13 protein-coding genes are annotated in these 13,434 nt (G+C 49.5%); 9 read left to right on the plus strand and 4 right to left on the minus strand.

The features are described from left to right. The first annotated feature begins 91 nt into the window (after positions 1-91). From sucC to ACJJI6_RS22345, 3 genes are all read left to right on the plus strand, one after another. Positions 92-1,258: an ADP-forming succinate--CoA ligase subunit beta gene (gene sucC / locus ACJJI6_RS22335; RefSeq protein ID WP_282933818.1), complete on the plus strand. Its 1,167-nt coding sequence runs from the start codon at positions 92-94 to the stop codon at positions 1,256-1,258. A 2-nt stretch (positions 1,259-1,260) separates the two neighbouring features. Beyond that, entirely contained in the window at positions 1,261-2,133 is an 873-nt protein-coding gene (gene sucD / locus ACJJI6_RS22340; RefSeq protein ID WP_108734154.1) for a succinate--CoA ligase subunit alpha, read from the plus strand. 472 nt (positions 2,134-2,605) lie between these two features. Beyond that, a complete protein-coding gene (locus tag ACJJI6_RS22345; RefSeq protein WP_475712083.1) occupies positions 2,606-3,325 on the plus strand; it encodes a M12 family metallopeptidase in 720 nt (239 codons plus the stop codon). Between the two features lie 113 nt (positions 3,326-3,438). On the opposite strand, the gene ACJJI6_RS22350 is transcribed toward ACJJI6_RS22345, so the two are convergent. Together ACJJI6_RS22350 and ACJJI6_RS22355 are read right to left on the minus strand one after the other, a co-directional pair. Next, a complete protein-coding gene (locus ACJJI6_RS22350) occupies positions 3,439-4,824 on the minus strand; it encodes an MATE family efflux transporter (RefSeq protein WP_475712084.1) in 1,386 nt (461 codons plus the stop codon). A 12-nt stretch (positions 4,825-4,836) separates the two neighbouring features. After that, positions 4,837-5,403, minus strand: coding sequence for a DUF2239 family protein (locus ACJJI6_RS22355; RefSeq protein WP_413662983.1), 567 nt, complete (start codon positions 5,401-5,403; stop codon positions 4,837-4,839). A 246-nt stretch (positions 5,404-5,649) separates the two neighbouring features. On the opposite strand from ACJJI6_RS22355, the gene mtnP reads away from it, so the two are divergent. Genes mtnP through ACJJI6_RS22385 form a run of 6 tightly spaced genes read left to right on the plus strand, consistent with a single transcriptional unit; the run spans position 5,650 to position 11,021 of the window. After that, positions 5,650-6,549 (plus strand): S-methyl-5'-thioadenosine phosphorylase, encoded by a 900-nt coding sequence (mtnP, locus tag ACJJI6_RS22360; RefSeq protein WP_444896422.1) that lies wholly within the window; start codon positions 5,650-5,652, stop codon positions 6,547-6,549. Positions 6,550-6,554: 5 nt separating this feature from the next. Continuing rightward, entirely contained in the window at positions 6,555-7,502 is a 948-nt protein-coding gene (gene arsS / locus ACJJI6_RS22365; protein ID WP_475712085.1) for an arsenosugar biosynthesis radical SAM (seleno)protein ArsS, read from the plus strand. A gap of 32 nt (positions 7,503-7,534) precedes the next feature. After that, positions 7,535-8,218, plus strand: coding sequence for a TVP38/TMEM64 family protein (locus ACJJI6_RS22370; RefSeq protein ID WP_282933814.1), 684 nt, complete (start codon positions 7,535-7,537; stop codon positions 8,216-8,218). 7 nt (positions 8,219-8,225) lie between these two features. Continuing rightward, on the plus strand, positions 8,226-9,701 hold the full coding sequence (locus ACJJI6_RS22375) for a dihydrolipoyl dehydrogenase family protein (protein WP_475712086.1): 1,476 nt from the start codon (positions 8,226-8,228) through the stop codon (positions 9,699-9,701). Continuing rightward, on the plus strand, positions 9,701-10,375 hold the full coding sequence (locus tag ACJJI6_RS22380; RefSeq protein ID WP_444907532.1) for a TIGR04283 family arsenosugar biosynthesis glycosyltransferase: 675 nt from the start codon (positions 9,701-9,703) through the stop codon (positions 10,373-10,375). The genes ACJJI6_RS22375 and ACJJI6_RS22380 overlap by 1 nt, the downstream gene beginning before the upstream one ends. Next, positions 10,368-11,021: a TIGR04282 family arsenosugar biosynthesis glycosyltransferase gene (locus ACJJI6_RS22385; RefSeq protein WP_444907533.1), complete on the plus strand. Its 654-nt coding sequence runs from the start codon at positions 10,368-10,370 to the stop codon at positions 11,019-11,021. The genes ACJJI6_RS22380 and ACJJI6_RS22385 overlap by 8 nt, the downstream gene beginning before the upstream one ends. 25 nt (positions 11,022-11,046) lie before the next feature. Here the strand turns inward: ACJJI6_RS22385 and ACJJI6_RS22390 are convergent, their stop codons facing one another. Both ACJJI6_RS22390 and mltF read right to left on the minus strand, forming a co-directional pair. Next, positions 11,047-11,451 (minus strand): hypothetical protein, encoded by a 405-nt coding sequence (locus ACJJI6_RS22390; RefSeq protein WP_475712087.1) that lies wholly within the window; start codon positions 11,449-11,451, stop codon positions 11,047-11,049. A gap of 94 nt (positions 11,452-11,545) precedes the next feature. After that, a complete protein-coding gene (gene mltF / locus ACJJI6_RS22395; RefSeq protein WP_413662975.1) occupies positions 11,546-13,024 on the minus strand; it encodes a membrane-bound lytic murein transglycosylase MltF in 1,479 nt (492 codons plus the stop codon). Between the last annotated feature and the right edge of the window lie 410 nt (positions 13,025-13,434).

Consider the following 13,434-nt stretch of genomic DNA (forward strand, 5'->3'; position numbering starts at 1 on the left):
ATTTGCAACGACGGAAATTTTAAATTTCTCTTTCAGGTGCAGAGTGATCTGCAATTAGTAAACACATTTTATATGTGAATTGGTATTGACTATGAACTTGCATGAGTATCAGGGCAAACAACTGTTTGCGGAATACGGATTGCCGGTTTCCAAAGGCATTGCAGCGGAAACCCCGGCAGCGGCAGCAGCAGCGGCTGACGAAATTGGCGGTGATAAGTGGGTAGTAAAGGCCCAGGTACACGCTGGTGGCCGCGGTAAGGCTGGCGGTGTAAAGCTGGTAGATTCCAAGGCAGAGATTGAAGAGTTTGCCAAGAAGTGGCTGGGCGAGCGTCTGGTAACTTATCAAACAGACGAAAATGGCCAGCCGGTTTCCCGTATCCTGGTTGAAAGCTGCACTGACATCGACCAAGAACTGTACCTTGGCGCTGTTGTTGACCGCTCCACCCGTCGTATCGTTTTCATGGCTTCCACCGAAGGCGGCGTTGAGATCGAGAAAGTAGCGGAAGAGACTCCAGAAAAAATCCTGAAAGCCACTATCGATCCGCTGGTAGGCGCTCAGCCTTACCAAGCGCGCGAGCTGGCTTTCAAACTGGGCCTGAACCCGACTCAGGTTAAGCAGTTCACCAAGATCTTCCTCGGCCTGGCAAAAATGTTCCAGGAAAAAGATCTGGCCCTGCTGGAAATCAACCCGCTGGTAATCACCACCGAAGGCAACCTGCACTGCTTGGACGCCAAAGTGGTAATCGACAGCAACGCGCTATACCGCCACGCTGACCTGCGCGAAATGCACGATCCTTCCCAGGAAGATTCCCGTGAAGCGCACGCTGCCAAGTTCGACCTGAACTACGTAGCTCTCGATGGCAACATCGGCTGCATGGTAAACGGTGCTGGTCTGGCCATGGGTACCATGGACATCGTAAACCTGCACGGCGGCAAGCCAGCTAACTTCCTGGACGTTGGCGGCGGCGCGACCAAAGAGCGCGTTGTTGAAGCGTTCAAGATCATCCTGTCTGACGAGAACGTAAAAGCCGTACTGATCAACATCTTCGGTGGTATCGTTCGCTGTGACATGATCGCCGAAGGCGTTGTGGGCGCAGTAAAAGAAGTTGGCGTTAAAGTACCGGTTGTTGTACGCCTGGAAGGTAACAACGCAGATCTGGGCGCCAAGGTTCTGAGCGACAGTGGCCTGAACATTATCGCGGCTACCAGTCTGACCGATGCGGCTCAGCAAGTGGTTAAAGCTGCGGAGGGTAAATAATCATGTCAGTATTGATTAACAAAGACACTAAAGTAATCTGCCAGGGCTTCACCGGCTCCCAGGGTACTTTCCACTCCGAGCAAGCGATTGCTTACGGCACCAAGATGGTTGGTGGTGTAACTCCGGGTAAAGGCGGCCAGACTCACCTGGGCCTGCCAGTATTCGACACCGTTAAAGAAGCGGTAGAGAAGACCGGCGCTGAAGCTTCCGTAATCTACGTACCTGCGCCTTTCTGTAAGGATTCCATCCTGGAAGCGGCCAACGCTGGTATCAAGCTGATTGTTTGTATCACCGAAGGTATTCCGACTCTGGATATGCTCGACGCTAAAGTGAAGTGCGACGAGCTGGGCGTGCGCCTGATCGGCCCGAACTGCCCGGGTGTTATCACTCCGGGTGAGTGCAAGATCGGTATTATGCCAGGTCACATCCACAAGCCGGGTAAAGTGGGCATCGTTTCCCGTTCCGGTACCCTGACCTATGAAGCGGTTAAGCAAACCACCGACTACGGCTTTGGCCAGTCCACCTGTGTGGGCATCGGTGGCGACCCCATCCCGGGTTCCAACTTCATCGATATCCTGGAAATGTTCCAGAACGATCCGCAGACCGAAGCAATCGTTATGATCGGTGAGATCGGTGGCACTGCTGAAGAAGAAGCAGCTGCTTACATCAAGGAAAATGTTACCAAGCCTGTAGTTTCCTACATCGCTGGTGTAACTGCTCCTCCCGGCAAGCGTATGGGTCACGCGGGCGCGATCATCTCTGGTGGTAAAGGCACTGCCGATGAGAAATTTGCTGCTCTGGAAGATGCTGGTGTTAAAACCGTGCGCTCCCTGGCTCAGATCGGCGACGCTCTGAAGGAAATTACTGGCTGGTAAGTAATTGCCAACTTTTAGTTTTCAAAAAAGCCACCCATTGGGTGGCTTTTTTTATGGCTGTATAAAGTTGGGTCAAATTAGGCAGGGTTGCGCTGGGCTCCCCCAGTAAATATTTTTACCTATCTTTACATTTTCATGGTGTTTACAGCTTTATCTGTTGTTAAGTTTTCTTTTTTTCGCTGAAAGTTGATTTTCATTCTCTCTTCATTTTTGTACTTCTATCTATAGGTCACGTAAGTCTGCGTTTTGTAAGGCTTTTCTTGTGGTTCCTAGCTCTTTTGGTTGCTTGCTGAAAATATTTTTTATTACAGAAATCGATTTTGGTTTTGGTGTTTGGAAAAGGTTTTTTGTGATCTCTCCCCTATTTTTTGTTTTCTATTTCTGTCGGGTGAGTTTTGACTTGCCGAATTTGGTGCGGCAGTGTTGGTTCTCGTTATGGCAGCGAAAATAACTTTTCAGGAGGTGCGTCAGCATGGGGCTAGCTATAGATAAAAATATTCGAAAAATATCCTATAAGATATACTTTGGTGGATTTTCTTTGGATAGGAATGAAGAGGTAGGTGGGGTTTGGCCGAATGGTGTGGTGAAATATTATGTGCCCTCCAATTTAGATTCCGGTTATGTTAATTCGGTAAAAAAGGCTATGTCTCATTGGGAAATTTGCATTTATCGAAAGTTCAGATTTGCAGCGATTAAGTTCCTGCAGGTTGGAGCGGTAGGTCGTGGAGTGGTTACCATTAAGGATGACCGCAGTAGTGCGACGGTAGGGTTTACCAATAAAACCGATCAATATTGTGGCGTAGATTGGAAATCCAATAGAGCTGCGATTGCCTCCCTTCCCCATGAAATCGGTCATACACTGGGTTTGGCCCACGAACACATGCGTGCCGATGCCCCTCTGTCAGTGAAGAACACACTGGACTCCCTGCAGCAGCAAACTCGGGTGCAAACCCTCACCAGGTTTTTAACACACAATTCTGCTTTTGATGGAAACTCCATCATGATGTATGACGACCAGGCAAGGGCACTGGGGATTGTAAAAAACACTCGTGAGGGAGGCTGTAAAATATCGGCCAATCAGGTGAATAGTTCTACCTGGAATCCCAGTGCTGGGGATCTGGATATGCTTTCATATCTCTATGATGGCAATCGTCAGACCTTGCCCCATTCTTTTGCTGGCCCCTTGGGCTAAGGGGCGGGAGGCGTAACTTTAAAAGGGAGTCAAAGACTCCCTTCAATTTATAAATCTTAAGTGAATTTTTAAGCGAGGTAATCAGCAGCCACGAATTTCGGCAAAGAATTTACTTAAGCAGATGCCCGGGAAGTGTATAAGCCATATTTATTCCCCAGGTTGCGACTACGGTGATAAAGTACAAAAACTGTTAAAATAAGCAGCATCAGTTCTGCAACTGGTCCTGCATACCAGATCCCCACTTCACCAAACATCAACGGTAAAATCAAAATTAATGGCAGTACAAAAATATAGGTTTTTGTCACCCCGAGAATAGCTGCACGTTTGGCGTCACCAATGGCCTGGAAAAATGTGCTGATCATCATCAGTGGTCCCGCCAAAAAGTAGACAAGCGTCATCATCGGCAGGATACGTGCAACCTCTGCAATAATTTGCGGGTCGCTGACGAACAGGGTTCCCAAAGTGTCTTTTAGTAATAGCACGCCAAGCTGTAATACCAGGCAATAAGAAAAGGCTATTGTCAAAGCTAGATTGATACTGCTGTCGGCACGGGACCAGCTTTTAGCACCAAAGTTACTGCCTACGAGGGTTTGAAATGCCTGGCTTAATCCGAGAAGAGGCAGGAAAATAAAGGTCATGATTCGGGTAGTAATGCCGTAGGCCCCCACCGTTGTATCGTAGTTGGTACTGCTCCAGGCCTGGATACTGAAAATTACAGCGATAGATGTGAGTGATATACCGATGTAGCTCAAGCTGGACGGGAGGCCTAAAGATAGGTACTCAGGCCAGAAATTCCGTTTAATCGAGAGTCGGATAATTTGCATATCAATCACTGGTTGGCCGTAATGACGGTAGCCTGCAATTATCAGAAGGGCAATTGTCTGTGCCAGGGCGGTGCCATAGGCAGAGCCAGCCACACCCATATCCAGGTGGGCGATAAAAATATAATTGAAAATAATGTTGAGCATAACCGATGATAGGGAAACCACGGCCATTAGAGATAATCGCCCTTCGCATCGTAAAGTGTCGGAATTCACTGAGCAGATAAATAGCGTTGGTGAAAGAAATATCAATATTGTTAAATAGGTGTACCCCATCTCTGCAAGGTCTACCGAGCCATTGGCAATCAATAATGTTAATTGTTTGCCTCCAGCTAAAAAAAGCAATATTAATAAAATGCAAACAATTAGTGCTAGTGTAATGGCTTGAGAGAAGGCCTTCTTCGCTTTATCTATATCCCTTGCACCAAGTAATCTGGCCTGGACGCTCGAATATCCACTGGAAATCAATGAAGAAAGCGCTATCAGAAACATAAACACTGGAAAGGTCAAAGTCACTGCAGCTAGTGCCTCGGCTCCTACATACTCCCCCAGGAAGTAGGCATCCAATAAAGTAAAAGAACCGTTTACCAGCATTATTAGAATAATAGGCGCAGCCGTTTTAAAGAAAACCGGCAGCAAGTTCCCACTAACAAATATATTGTCTTGTTGTTCACTCATAGTAAGTCCGTTTTAAAGTTTGCCGCTATGCATCTCTGCAATCTCTTCAAATTTACTGAATACTAGCTTTTTGAGATCACTCGGCCATGAGTGGATGGCTTTTTTAAAGCTGATCCTACTATTCCTATACAGAGCACGACTGGCTTCCTCGAAGCCTGGAGTATCCCCTGCAACTAACAACATGAACTTATCCAGTTCCTGTTGTTTGCGGGTGATGCGCTCTTCAGGAGAAACCTGTTTTTGTGCCTGCTCAACCAGCTTACGAAGTGTGACGGAGGCACCGCCGGGCTGCTGACTCAGCCACTCCCAGTGGCGGGGAAGCAGGGTAATCTCCCTGGGAATAACTCCTAATTTGGGACGTCCGCGCTTGGCCTTGTGAGTCGCGGTATCTACAGCTGATACTGCCAACACCTCCTCCGTGTCCCCATGCCAATCCACTTCAACCCGTTTACAGCTTTGGGCCTCGAAAACAATGGGTTCATGGTTTGCACCCATATTTTTCACTTGGCGAATAACGACCTCCAGTGTCCCTCGGGCGATGATCTGTTGCTGATCGATAGCGATATAGTCGGTGCTCAAAGTTTTGCTCCTTATTTACCCGGATTAAATATTTTTATCCGGGTAAATATAGTTCGTCGGTTAGTTAACCTGCAAGTGTAATTTTCTGCCGAATGGCGATATTCGAAGCGGCATTAGTAAAGAACGAGTTTTTCTGGCTGTGCTTGCCTGCTGGCGCTCGGTGGTTAATAGCTGCTCATTTATGAGTGATATACACGGTCAGCGAGCACTCCTATACTGCCGAAAACCAATTGTTTAGGAGCGAATATGACCAGGGCATTGATTGGGGTGATTGGAGGAAGTGGTCTTTACGATATGCCGGGGCTGACTGAGGTGGAGGAGGTCCATATCGACACTCCCTTTGGCAGGACTTCGGACGCCATTGTCTGCGGTAAGCTCGCAGGTGTACCAGTAGCTTTCCTGGCCCGTCATGGTCGCAATCATCACCTGATCCCCTCCCAAGTACCTTATCGGGCAAATATCCATGCCCTGCGCCAGCTCGGCGTGCGCTACATCCTGTCTCTCTCGGCTGTGGGCTCCCTAGAGGAAGAGGTACGGCCGCTGGATATGTTAATCCCCGATCAGTTCATTGATATGACTCGCCGGCGGCAGAGTACCTTTTTTGGAGATGGCGCGGTTGCCCATGTGTCCATGGCCGATCCAGTATGCTCTGCTGTCGCTGATAGTTTGGCGCGTGCTTTCACGCTGACCCAGGCAGAGCAGCCAATTGAGTTACACCGAGGCGGCAGTTATATCTGTATCGAGGGCCCACAGTTTTCCACCCGTGCCGAGTCCCACTGGTATCGCAGTATGGGGGCGTCGGTTATCGGCATGACCAATATGCCTGAGGCCAAGTTGGCCCGGGAGGCACAAATTGCCTACGCCACGCTGGCTATGGCTACTGACTATGATTGTTGGCACCCTCGTGAGGAGGCGGTAACCGCAGAGGTAGCGATTGCGAATCTTCAACAAAATGCCATGCGCGCCCAGCAGATTGCGATGGAAGCCATACGTATATTAGGCGCTGAGCAACCGGAGTCCTCCGCTCATACAGCGCTGTTGAGCGGTCTGGTGACTCCCCTCGAAGCTATGCCTGAGGAAACACAAGCTGTAATAAAACCACTGCTCGCTCCGACAGAACCGGAGCTTGAAGAAATGGAGCAGTGATATCGATGCGTGAGACCTTACCCCTGCTGGAGCTATCGGACTTCCCCTCTCTGCACCGAGGGGCCATTGAGACCTTGCAGGTCAATATTGGCTACCGTTGTAATCAGCGCTGTTTACACTGCCACGTCAATGCTGGGCCTAATCGAACCGAGATGATGTCGGACGACAATTTGGCGCTGTTATTGGAAGTTCTTACGGTCCGTAAACCCCGTGTGCTGGATGTGACTGGTGGGGCCCCGGAATTGCACTGGGGCTTTCGATCCCTTGTAAGAGGGGCGCGAGAGCGCGGAGTACATGTAATAGATCGCTGTAACCTGACAGTTCTTTTTGAGCCGGGCCAGGAAGATACTGCTGAATTCCTCGCTGAAAACCAGGTTGAGGTCGTTGCCTCCCTGCCGTGTTACTCAATCGATAATGTTGATAAGCAACGAGGTAAAGGGGTATTCGATAAGAGTATTGCGGCGCTACAAAAATTAAATGCATTGGGCTATGGCAAGCCCGGCAGTGGCTTAGAGCTCAACTTGGTCTATAACCCCCAGGGACCCTTTTTACCCCCGGAGCAAAGTGCTTTGGAGGCGGACTACCGAAGAGAGTTGGCGAACCACTTCTCCATTGAATTTAATCATTTGTTCGCTCTCGCCAATATGCCAATCAAGCGTTTTGGTTCCATGTTGGTTTCCAAGGGGCAGTTTCACGATTATATGGCGCTACTAAAAGATAGTTACAGTGCGGATAATCTCGCTGATGTTATGTGTCGCAACTTGGTTAGTGTCGATTGGCAGGGAAACCTATTTGATTGTGATTTTAACCAACAACTCAACATGCCTATTCCTGGCCGATTACATTTGCGAGATTTAATCGAGGTGGATCTGAAGGGGGCGGCAATTTGCGTTGCAGATCACTGTTACGGTTGTACAGCCGGGCAGGGCAGTAGTTGTGGTGGGGCTCTCTAGCTTTTTGTTATGGCGGATGGAACCTGAAAACGATGAGTAAAAAAATCCTGCTGGTAGCCGCCATTGTTGTATTGGTGGTGGCTTTCTACGTGCTTGATCTGCACCACTGGTTGAGCCTGGAAAAGTTAAAGGATGGAGCGGAGGACTTTAAGCGCTGGCAGATGTCGTCGCCGCTTTTAGTCGGATTTTTGTTTCTGGTCTTCTATATTTTGGTGACTGGCTTATCACTTCCCGGGGCAGCAATTCTAACTATTGCAGCCGGCGCATTGTTCGGTCTTTTCTGGGGTACTGTAATCGTTTCTTTTGCTTCCAGTATCGGTGCCACCCTGGCCTTTTTAATGGCTCGATATTTATTCCGAGACTATATTCAGGGGCGTTTCTCAGAGCGGCTTCAAGTCGTCAATAAGGGAATTGAGCGGGAGGGGGCATTTTACCTTTTTGCGCTGCGATTGGTGCCGGCTTTCCCTTTTTTCCTAATTAATATCTTGATGGGGCTCACCCATATTAAAGCTTGGACTTTCTACTGGGTTAGTCAGCTCGGGATGCTGGCGGGTACGATAGTTTACGTAAACGCGGGAACTCAATTGATGAGAGTGGAAAATCTCAAGGATATTTTATCTTTACCGCTGTTGTTATCTTTTGTTCTCTTGGGTGTATTTCCCTTAATTGCAAAATATGCGCTCAACTGGCTTAAGCGCAGGCGTCAGGCTGGATGATCTAATTATGCAGAAACCTAAGAAGTTTGATCGTAACTTAATTGTCGTTGGTGGTGGTGCGGCGGGCCTGGTTACGGCTTACATCTCTGCGGCGATAAAAGCAAAAGTCACTTTGATCGAAGCAGGTAAAATGGGGGGAGATTGTCTCAATACCGGCTGTGTACCCAGTAAAGCATTGATTATGTGTGCGCGACAGGCCCATAGGGCAAGATGTGCGGGCGAATTTGGGGTTGTACTCCATGAGCCAACAATTAATTTTCCCCGGGTTATGCAACATATCAGGGAGTCGATTAAAACTATTGAACCCAATGATAGTGTGGAGCGCTATAACGAGCTGGGGGTTGAAGTGCTCAAGGGAACTGCAGAGCTTATCGATCCCTGGACAGTTAAAACCCAATTAAATAGTGGAGGGGAGAAAACCCTGACGGCAAGGGCTATTGTACTAGCCACTGGCGCCGAGCCGAGTGTTCCGCCTTTTCCTGGGCTCGATCAAGTGAATTACCTCACCAGTGATACTTTATGGGAGCGGTTTTCTCAGTTAAAAACCCCTCCCCACAGGCTGGTATTACTGGGTGGGGGAGCTATTGGCTGTGAGCTGGCACAAGCCATGGCCAGGTTGGGTTCGGAAGTGGTTCTGGTGGAGAGGTCCGACACTATATTATTGGAGTTGGATGCTGACGTATCTGCGGCCGTCGCTGAGGCGCTTACTCTGGATGGCGTTAAAATTTTGACAGACCACGAAGCTGTTGAGTTTGAAGATGTTCCTGATCGAGAAGGAGGCATACTCATTGTAGAAAATAAGGGCGATAGGGTTAAGCTCGAGTTTGATGAGGTGATACTAGCTCTCGGCAGAAAGGCGAAAGTAACCGACGAAGGTCTCGAGAACCTGGACTTGCTGGATAATGGCAGGTTGAAACTTGATGGCTACCTGCGAACTCGCTATCCACATATCCTTGCAGCTGGGGATGTGGCAGGGCCATACCAATTTACCCATATGGCCTCACACCAAGCTTGGTATGCAGCGGTAAATGCCCTTTTCGGTGACATTAAAAAATTTGCCGTAGACTACTCTCTGGTTCCCAGTGCTGTATTTGTCGATCCGGAAGTGGCGACTGTAGGCCTTTCTGAAAAAACTGCTAGTGAGCAGGGAGTGAATTACGAGATAACCCGCTATGATATCGAGCATTTGGACCGAGCTATAGTCGATGGTGCGCGGCGAGGATTTGTCAAAGTCCTTACGGTGCCGGGAAAAGATAAAATACTAGGTGTTTCTATTGTTGGGGAAAATGCTGCAGAATTAATTGCGGAGTTTATTTTAGCGATGAAGCATGGGTTGGGGTTGAATAAAATTCTCTCAACCATCCATATCTATCCGACCATGAGTGAAGCCAATAAATTTGTCGCGGGCAATTGGAAACGTGCTCACGCACCAGCAGCTATTTTACGTTTCTTAGAGGTTTTTAACCGCTGGAGGCGCAACTAATGCAATTCAGTGTGATAGTTCCTCTATTAAATGAAAAGGAACACATAGCCTCTTTACTGGAGCACTTGCAGCAATTGAGCGTGCAGGAAGATTGTGAGGTTATTGTCGTAGACGGCGGCAGTACCGATGGTAGTGTTGAGACCCTAGAGCAGTCTGGTTTGCAGCTGGTCCACGCCACTCGGGGTAGGGCGGTTCAGATGAATGCCGGTGCGTTAATGGCTAAAGGTCAGTGGTTAGTGTTTTTGCATGCCGATAGCCGTCTACCCGCAGATGCCCTCAAGTCCATCACAAACCTCGAAAAGGAGAATGCCCACTGGGGGCGTTTTAATATTCAAATTGTCGGACACAGTTTTTGGTTTCCCTTGATTGCGACTTTAGTTAATTTACGCTCTCGTTTTAGTGGTATTGCTACAGGGGATCAGGCCATTTTTGTGCGCCGTGGTTTGTTCGAAACTATCGGTGGATTCCCTGCGCAGCCGTTGATGGAAGATATTGAGCTGAGTCGCCGTTTGCGCAGTTATTACTGGCCCTATTGTTCTCGTGAAAAAGTAGAAACCTCAGGGCGTCGCTGGGAAAAGTACGGCGTATTGAGAACCATTTTATTGATGTGGCGATTGCGTTTTGATTACTGGCGGGGCGTATCAGCAGAGAGTTTGGCAAAACGCTATGAGTAGTTTTCTATTGCCGCCCATGCGTCTTGTAGTGATGGCTAAGGCTCCGTTGCCAGGGTATGCAAAAACTCGGCTAATTCCTACTTTGGGAGAGAAGGGCGCAGCCGCTCTCGCATTACAGTTATTGCAGGATACATTGGCAGAAGCGGTTAAGGCGAATCTGGGCCCTGTCGAGCTGCATGTTGCGCCTAACTCCAGGCACCCTTTTTGGCAGGAGTTCAAGTTGCCTCAGGGGGTAAAGCTATACAGCCAGTCAGAAGGTGATCTCGGTCAGCGCTTGTGGCGGGCTGCGAAAAGTTCTTATGCCGCTGGCCAGGGGCTCTTTTTATTGGGGACAGATTGTCCGGCATTAAATGCAGAAAGACTCCGAGCCGCAGCTGTGGCGCTAGTGCACACGGACTCTGTTATGTATCCCGCAAATGATGGTGGCTACACCCTGTTGGGCTTGAAGTACCTGCATTCTCGCTTGTTTGAAGATATATGTTGGAGTACTGAAGTCGTTGCCCAGCAAACCCTGGAGCGATTACTGGAATGTGATATGCGCTGTCAGCAATTGGATGTGCTTGCGGATATTGATGAACCTGAGGATTTGCAGTTTTTACCTAGAGCTCTTTCGATGAATCTGGCAGATTTTCGGGAAGCAGATTAAAAGCAATTGAGAGTAAGGAGTATTTCTAGCTTGAACCAGGAAGTGCTGGCTCTAGCAATATAACTTCCCGCGTGACCTGCCAGCGCCCATCTTCATACACCAAATCTATCGCCAGTTTTAACAGTTGCTCCTGGCCAGCCAAATTATTTTTCCGCGAGAAGATTACTAAAGCACTGTTTTCATTTGCCACTATGTGGTGAATTTTTTTCCAGTCGTTGAGAGGTAGTTCACCCGCGTCACGCTTGGCTTTAAACATATTGATGAAGGCCGTTTTGTCTGCCACCGTGACCCGGTCCGAAGGGTCTAGTATGAAGACCTGCATTTCCCGGTGGTAGACACTTTCCAGTTCGTCTTCTCTGCAGTACACCCCGGCCTGCACGAGGTAGTCAATAAACTGCTCGATCTCTCTTACCGTATCTGGATTATCCATCGCTCAGGCACTCCAATCGGGACCAGATGAATATAGATTAAGGTGGAGATATTTGGGGCTTTCTTCGGCCAGGCTAAGCTGGCCTAGAGGGGGATTAGAGAGCGGGGGCGGCGCTGGCTTCGGAATTCACTGCGCTGTTCTCAGCAAGGATCCCGCCGTTTTCATCATTGGCTGCGGCCAGTCGTTGTTCCTCGATGCGGCTACTCCAGCTCAGAAGGGCTTGATAGTGGCGGATATTCTGTACATAAGTCACCGGTTCCCAGCCTCGGGCATAGCCGTGTTTGGTGGTCTTGTAATACTGACGCTTGGCCAGAAGGGGCAGGTGTTCGCGCACATCGGGCCATAGATCTGGATTGCCGCCCATTCGTTCTGTCAGTACCCGGGCATCCTCAAGGTGGCCATAGCCTACGTTGTAGGCAGCCAGTGCCATCCAGGTTCTGTCGGGTTCGCGAATGCGATCCGGCAGTTTGTTGCGGATTTGTACGATATAGCGGGCACCACCCTCAATGCTCTCTTCGGGGTTTAGGCGGTTTACACCGAGATCTTTTGCGGTGTTCAGAGTCAGCATCATCAGGCCGCGTACACCGGTGCGAGAGCGGGCGCGCGGATTCCAATAGGATTCCTGGTAGCTGAGGGCCGCGAGTAAGTGCCAGTCGAGGTCATATTGGTCGGCAACCTTTTGCATGGTGCCGCGCCACTGGGGCAGGCGCTCGCGGCTGCGCTTGGCAAAGGCCTTGGCGCCGCCCACATTTAGGTCGCTGACGTGGCCGAAAAATTCTTCCCGCAACTGGGCAATCATGCCATTGGTATTGGCGCGCAACATAAAGCGGCGTGCACTGCGATAGAGGCTGTCGTCATCACTTTGTGGGAAGGCCCAGGAAACCGGCTGGAACTGTGTGAGGTTGAACGCAACCGCGGTGTTTGGGTAAAGGCCACGGTGAACTGCATAGGCGTTGGAATCGACAATTGCATAATTGTATTTTCCTTCCTGCACCATCTCTACCAATTCCATGGCGTCCACGTCGGAGACTTCCTCCCAATCCAACTCAGTATAGCGGGTGGAGAGTTTCTTCATTTCTTCTGCGTGAGCGCTGCCCGCGATGACGGCGACCTTTTTTCCTTCGAGATCGCTAGTTTTGCGCGGCCGCTGTTCGCCAACTCGGTAGATAACCTGTTGGCGAATCTCAAAATAGGATGGGGTAAAGCGGACTTGTTCGCGACGCTCTGGAGTTACCGTGAGGCCGGCAGCCGCGAAGTGCGCACCACCCTCCGGGTCGCGCAGCTGATCGAACATTTCGTCCAGATCGTGCACGTCGCGAATTACCAATTTCACCCCCAGCTCCTCAGCAAATGCACGCAGCATGCCGTATTCAAAGCCCGTCGGGTTGCCGGAGGCGTCTTCGTAATAAGTGGTGGGGCCGTTTTGTGACAGGACAACCAATTCACCGGTGGCTTTGACACGCTCGAGTGTATTCGGTGCTTTACTGGCAACCAGCAGGGAGGCGCAGCAGGATAAGGCGATCCCTTTGCACACACGGCGGACGTAGCGCAGCATACGGCTTTTCATCATCATAGGCTGTCCTCTCTAGCTAGTCCGTTGGTTTTTTTGCTGTTGTGCCTAAGGCCCTGTATGTCGATTTCGCTCTCAAATACGAGGGCAAAATTTGACGCAGTCCGCCAATTTTACATTATTTGACGACAATCTGCCCAGTTTGTCTTTTGAACACTGTGATCTGCGCGCTTGCAAAGCATTACAGACTTAGGTAGGCGAACCTGACTTTGATACAAAGTTGGTATATTTACAGACAAGCTTGCTGCTCTTTTGAACATTCAGGTTACTAATTAGTTCATGTGTACCCAAGTGTCGGGCGGGTGTGTTGGAGTGGCGATGCTTCAGGTACAATTGCGCCTCTCAAATTTCCGGGGCCTTGTGCGAAATCCCATTCGCGCAATCTTTCTCATTTAGACAAGAGGCTATCTCCC

This window comes from Microbulbifer maximicatervae (SeqCode) (assembly GCF_056232625.1).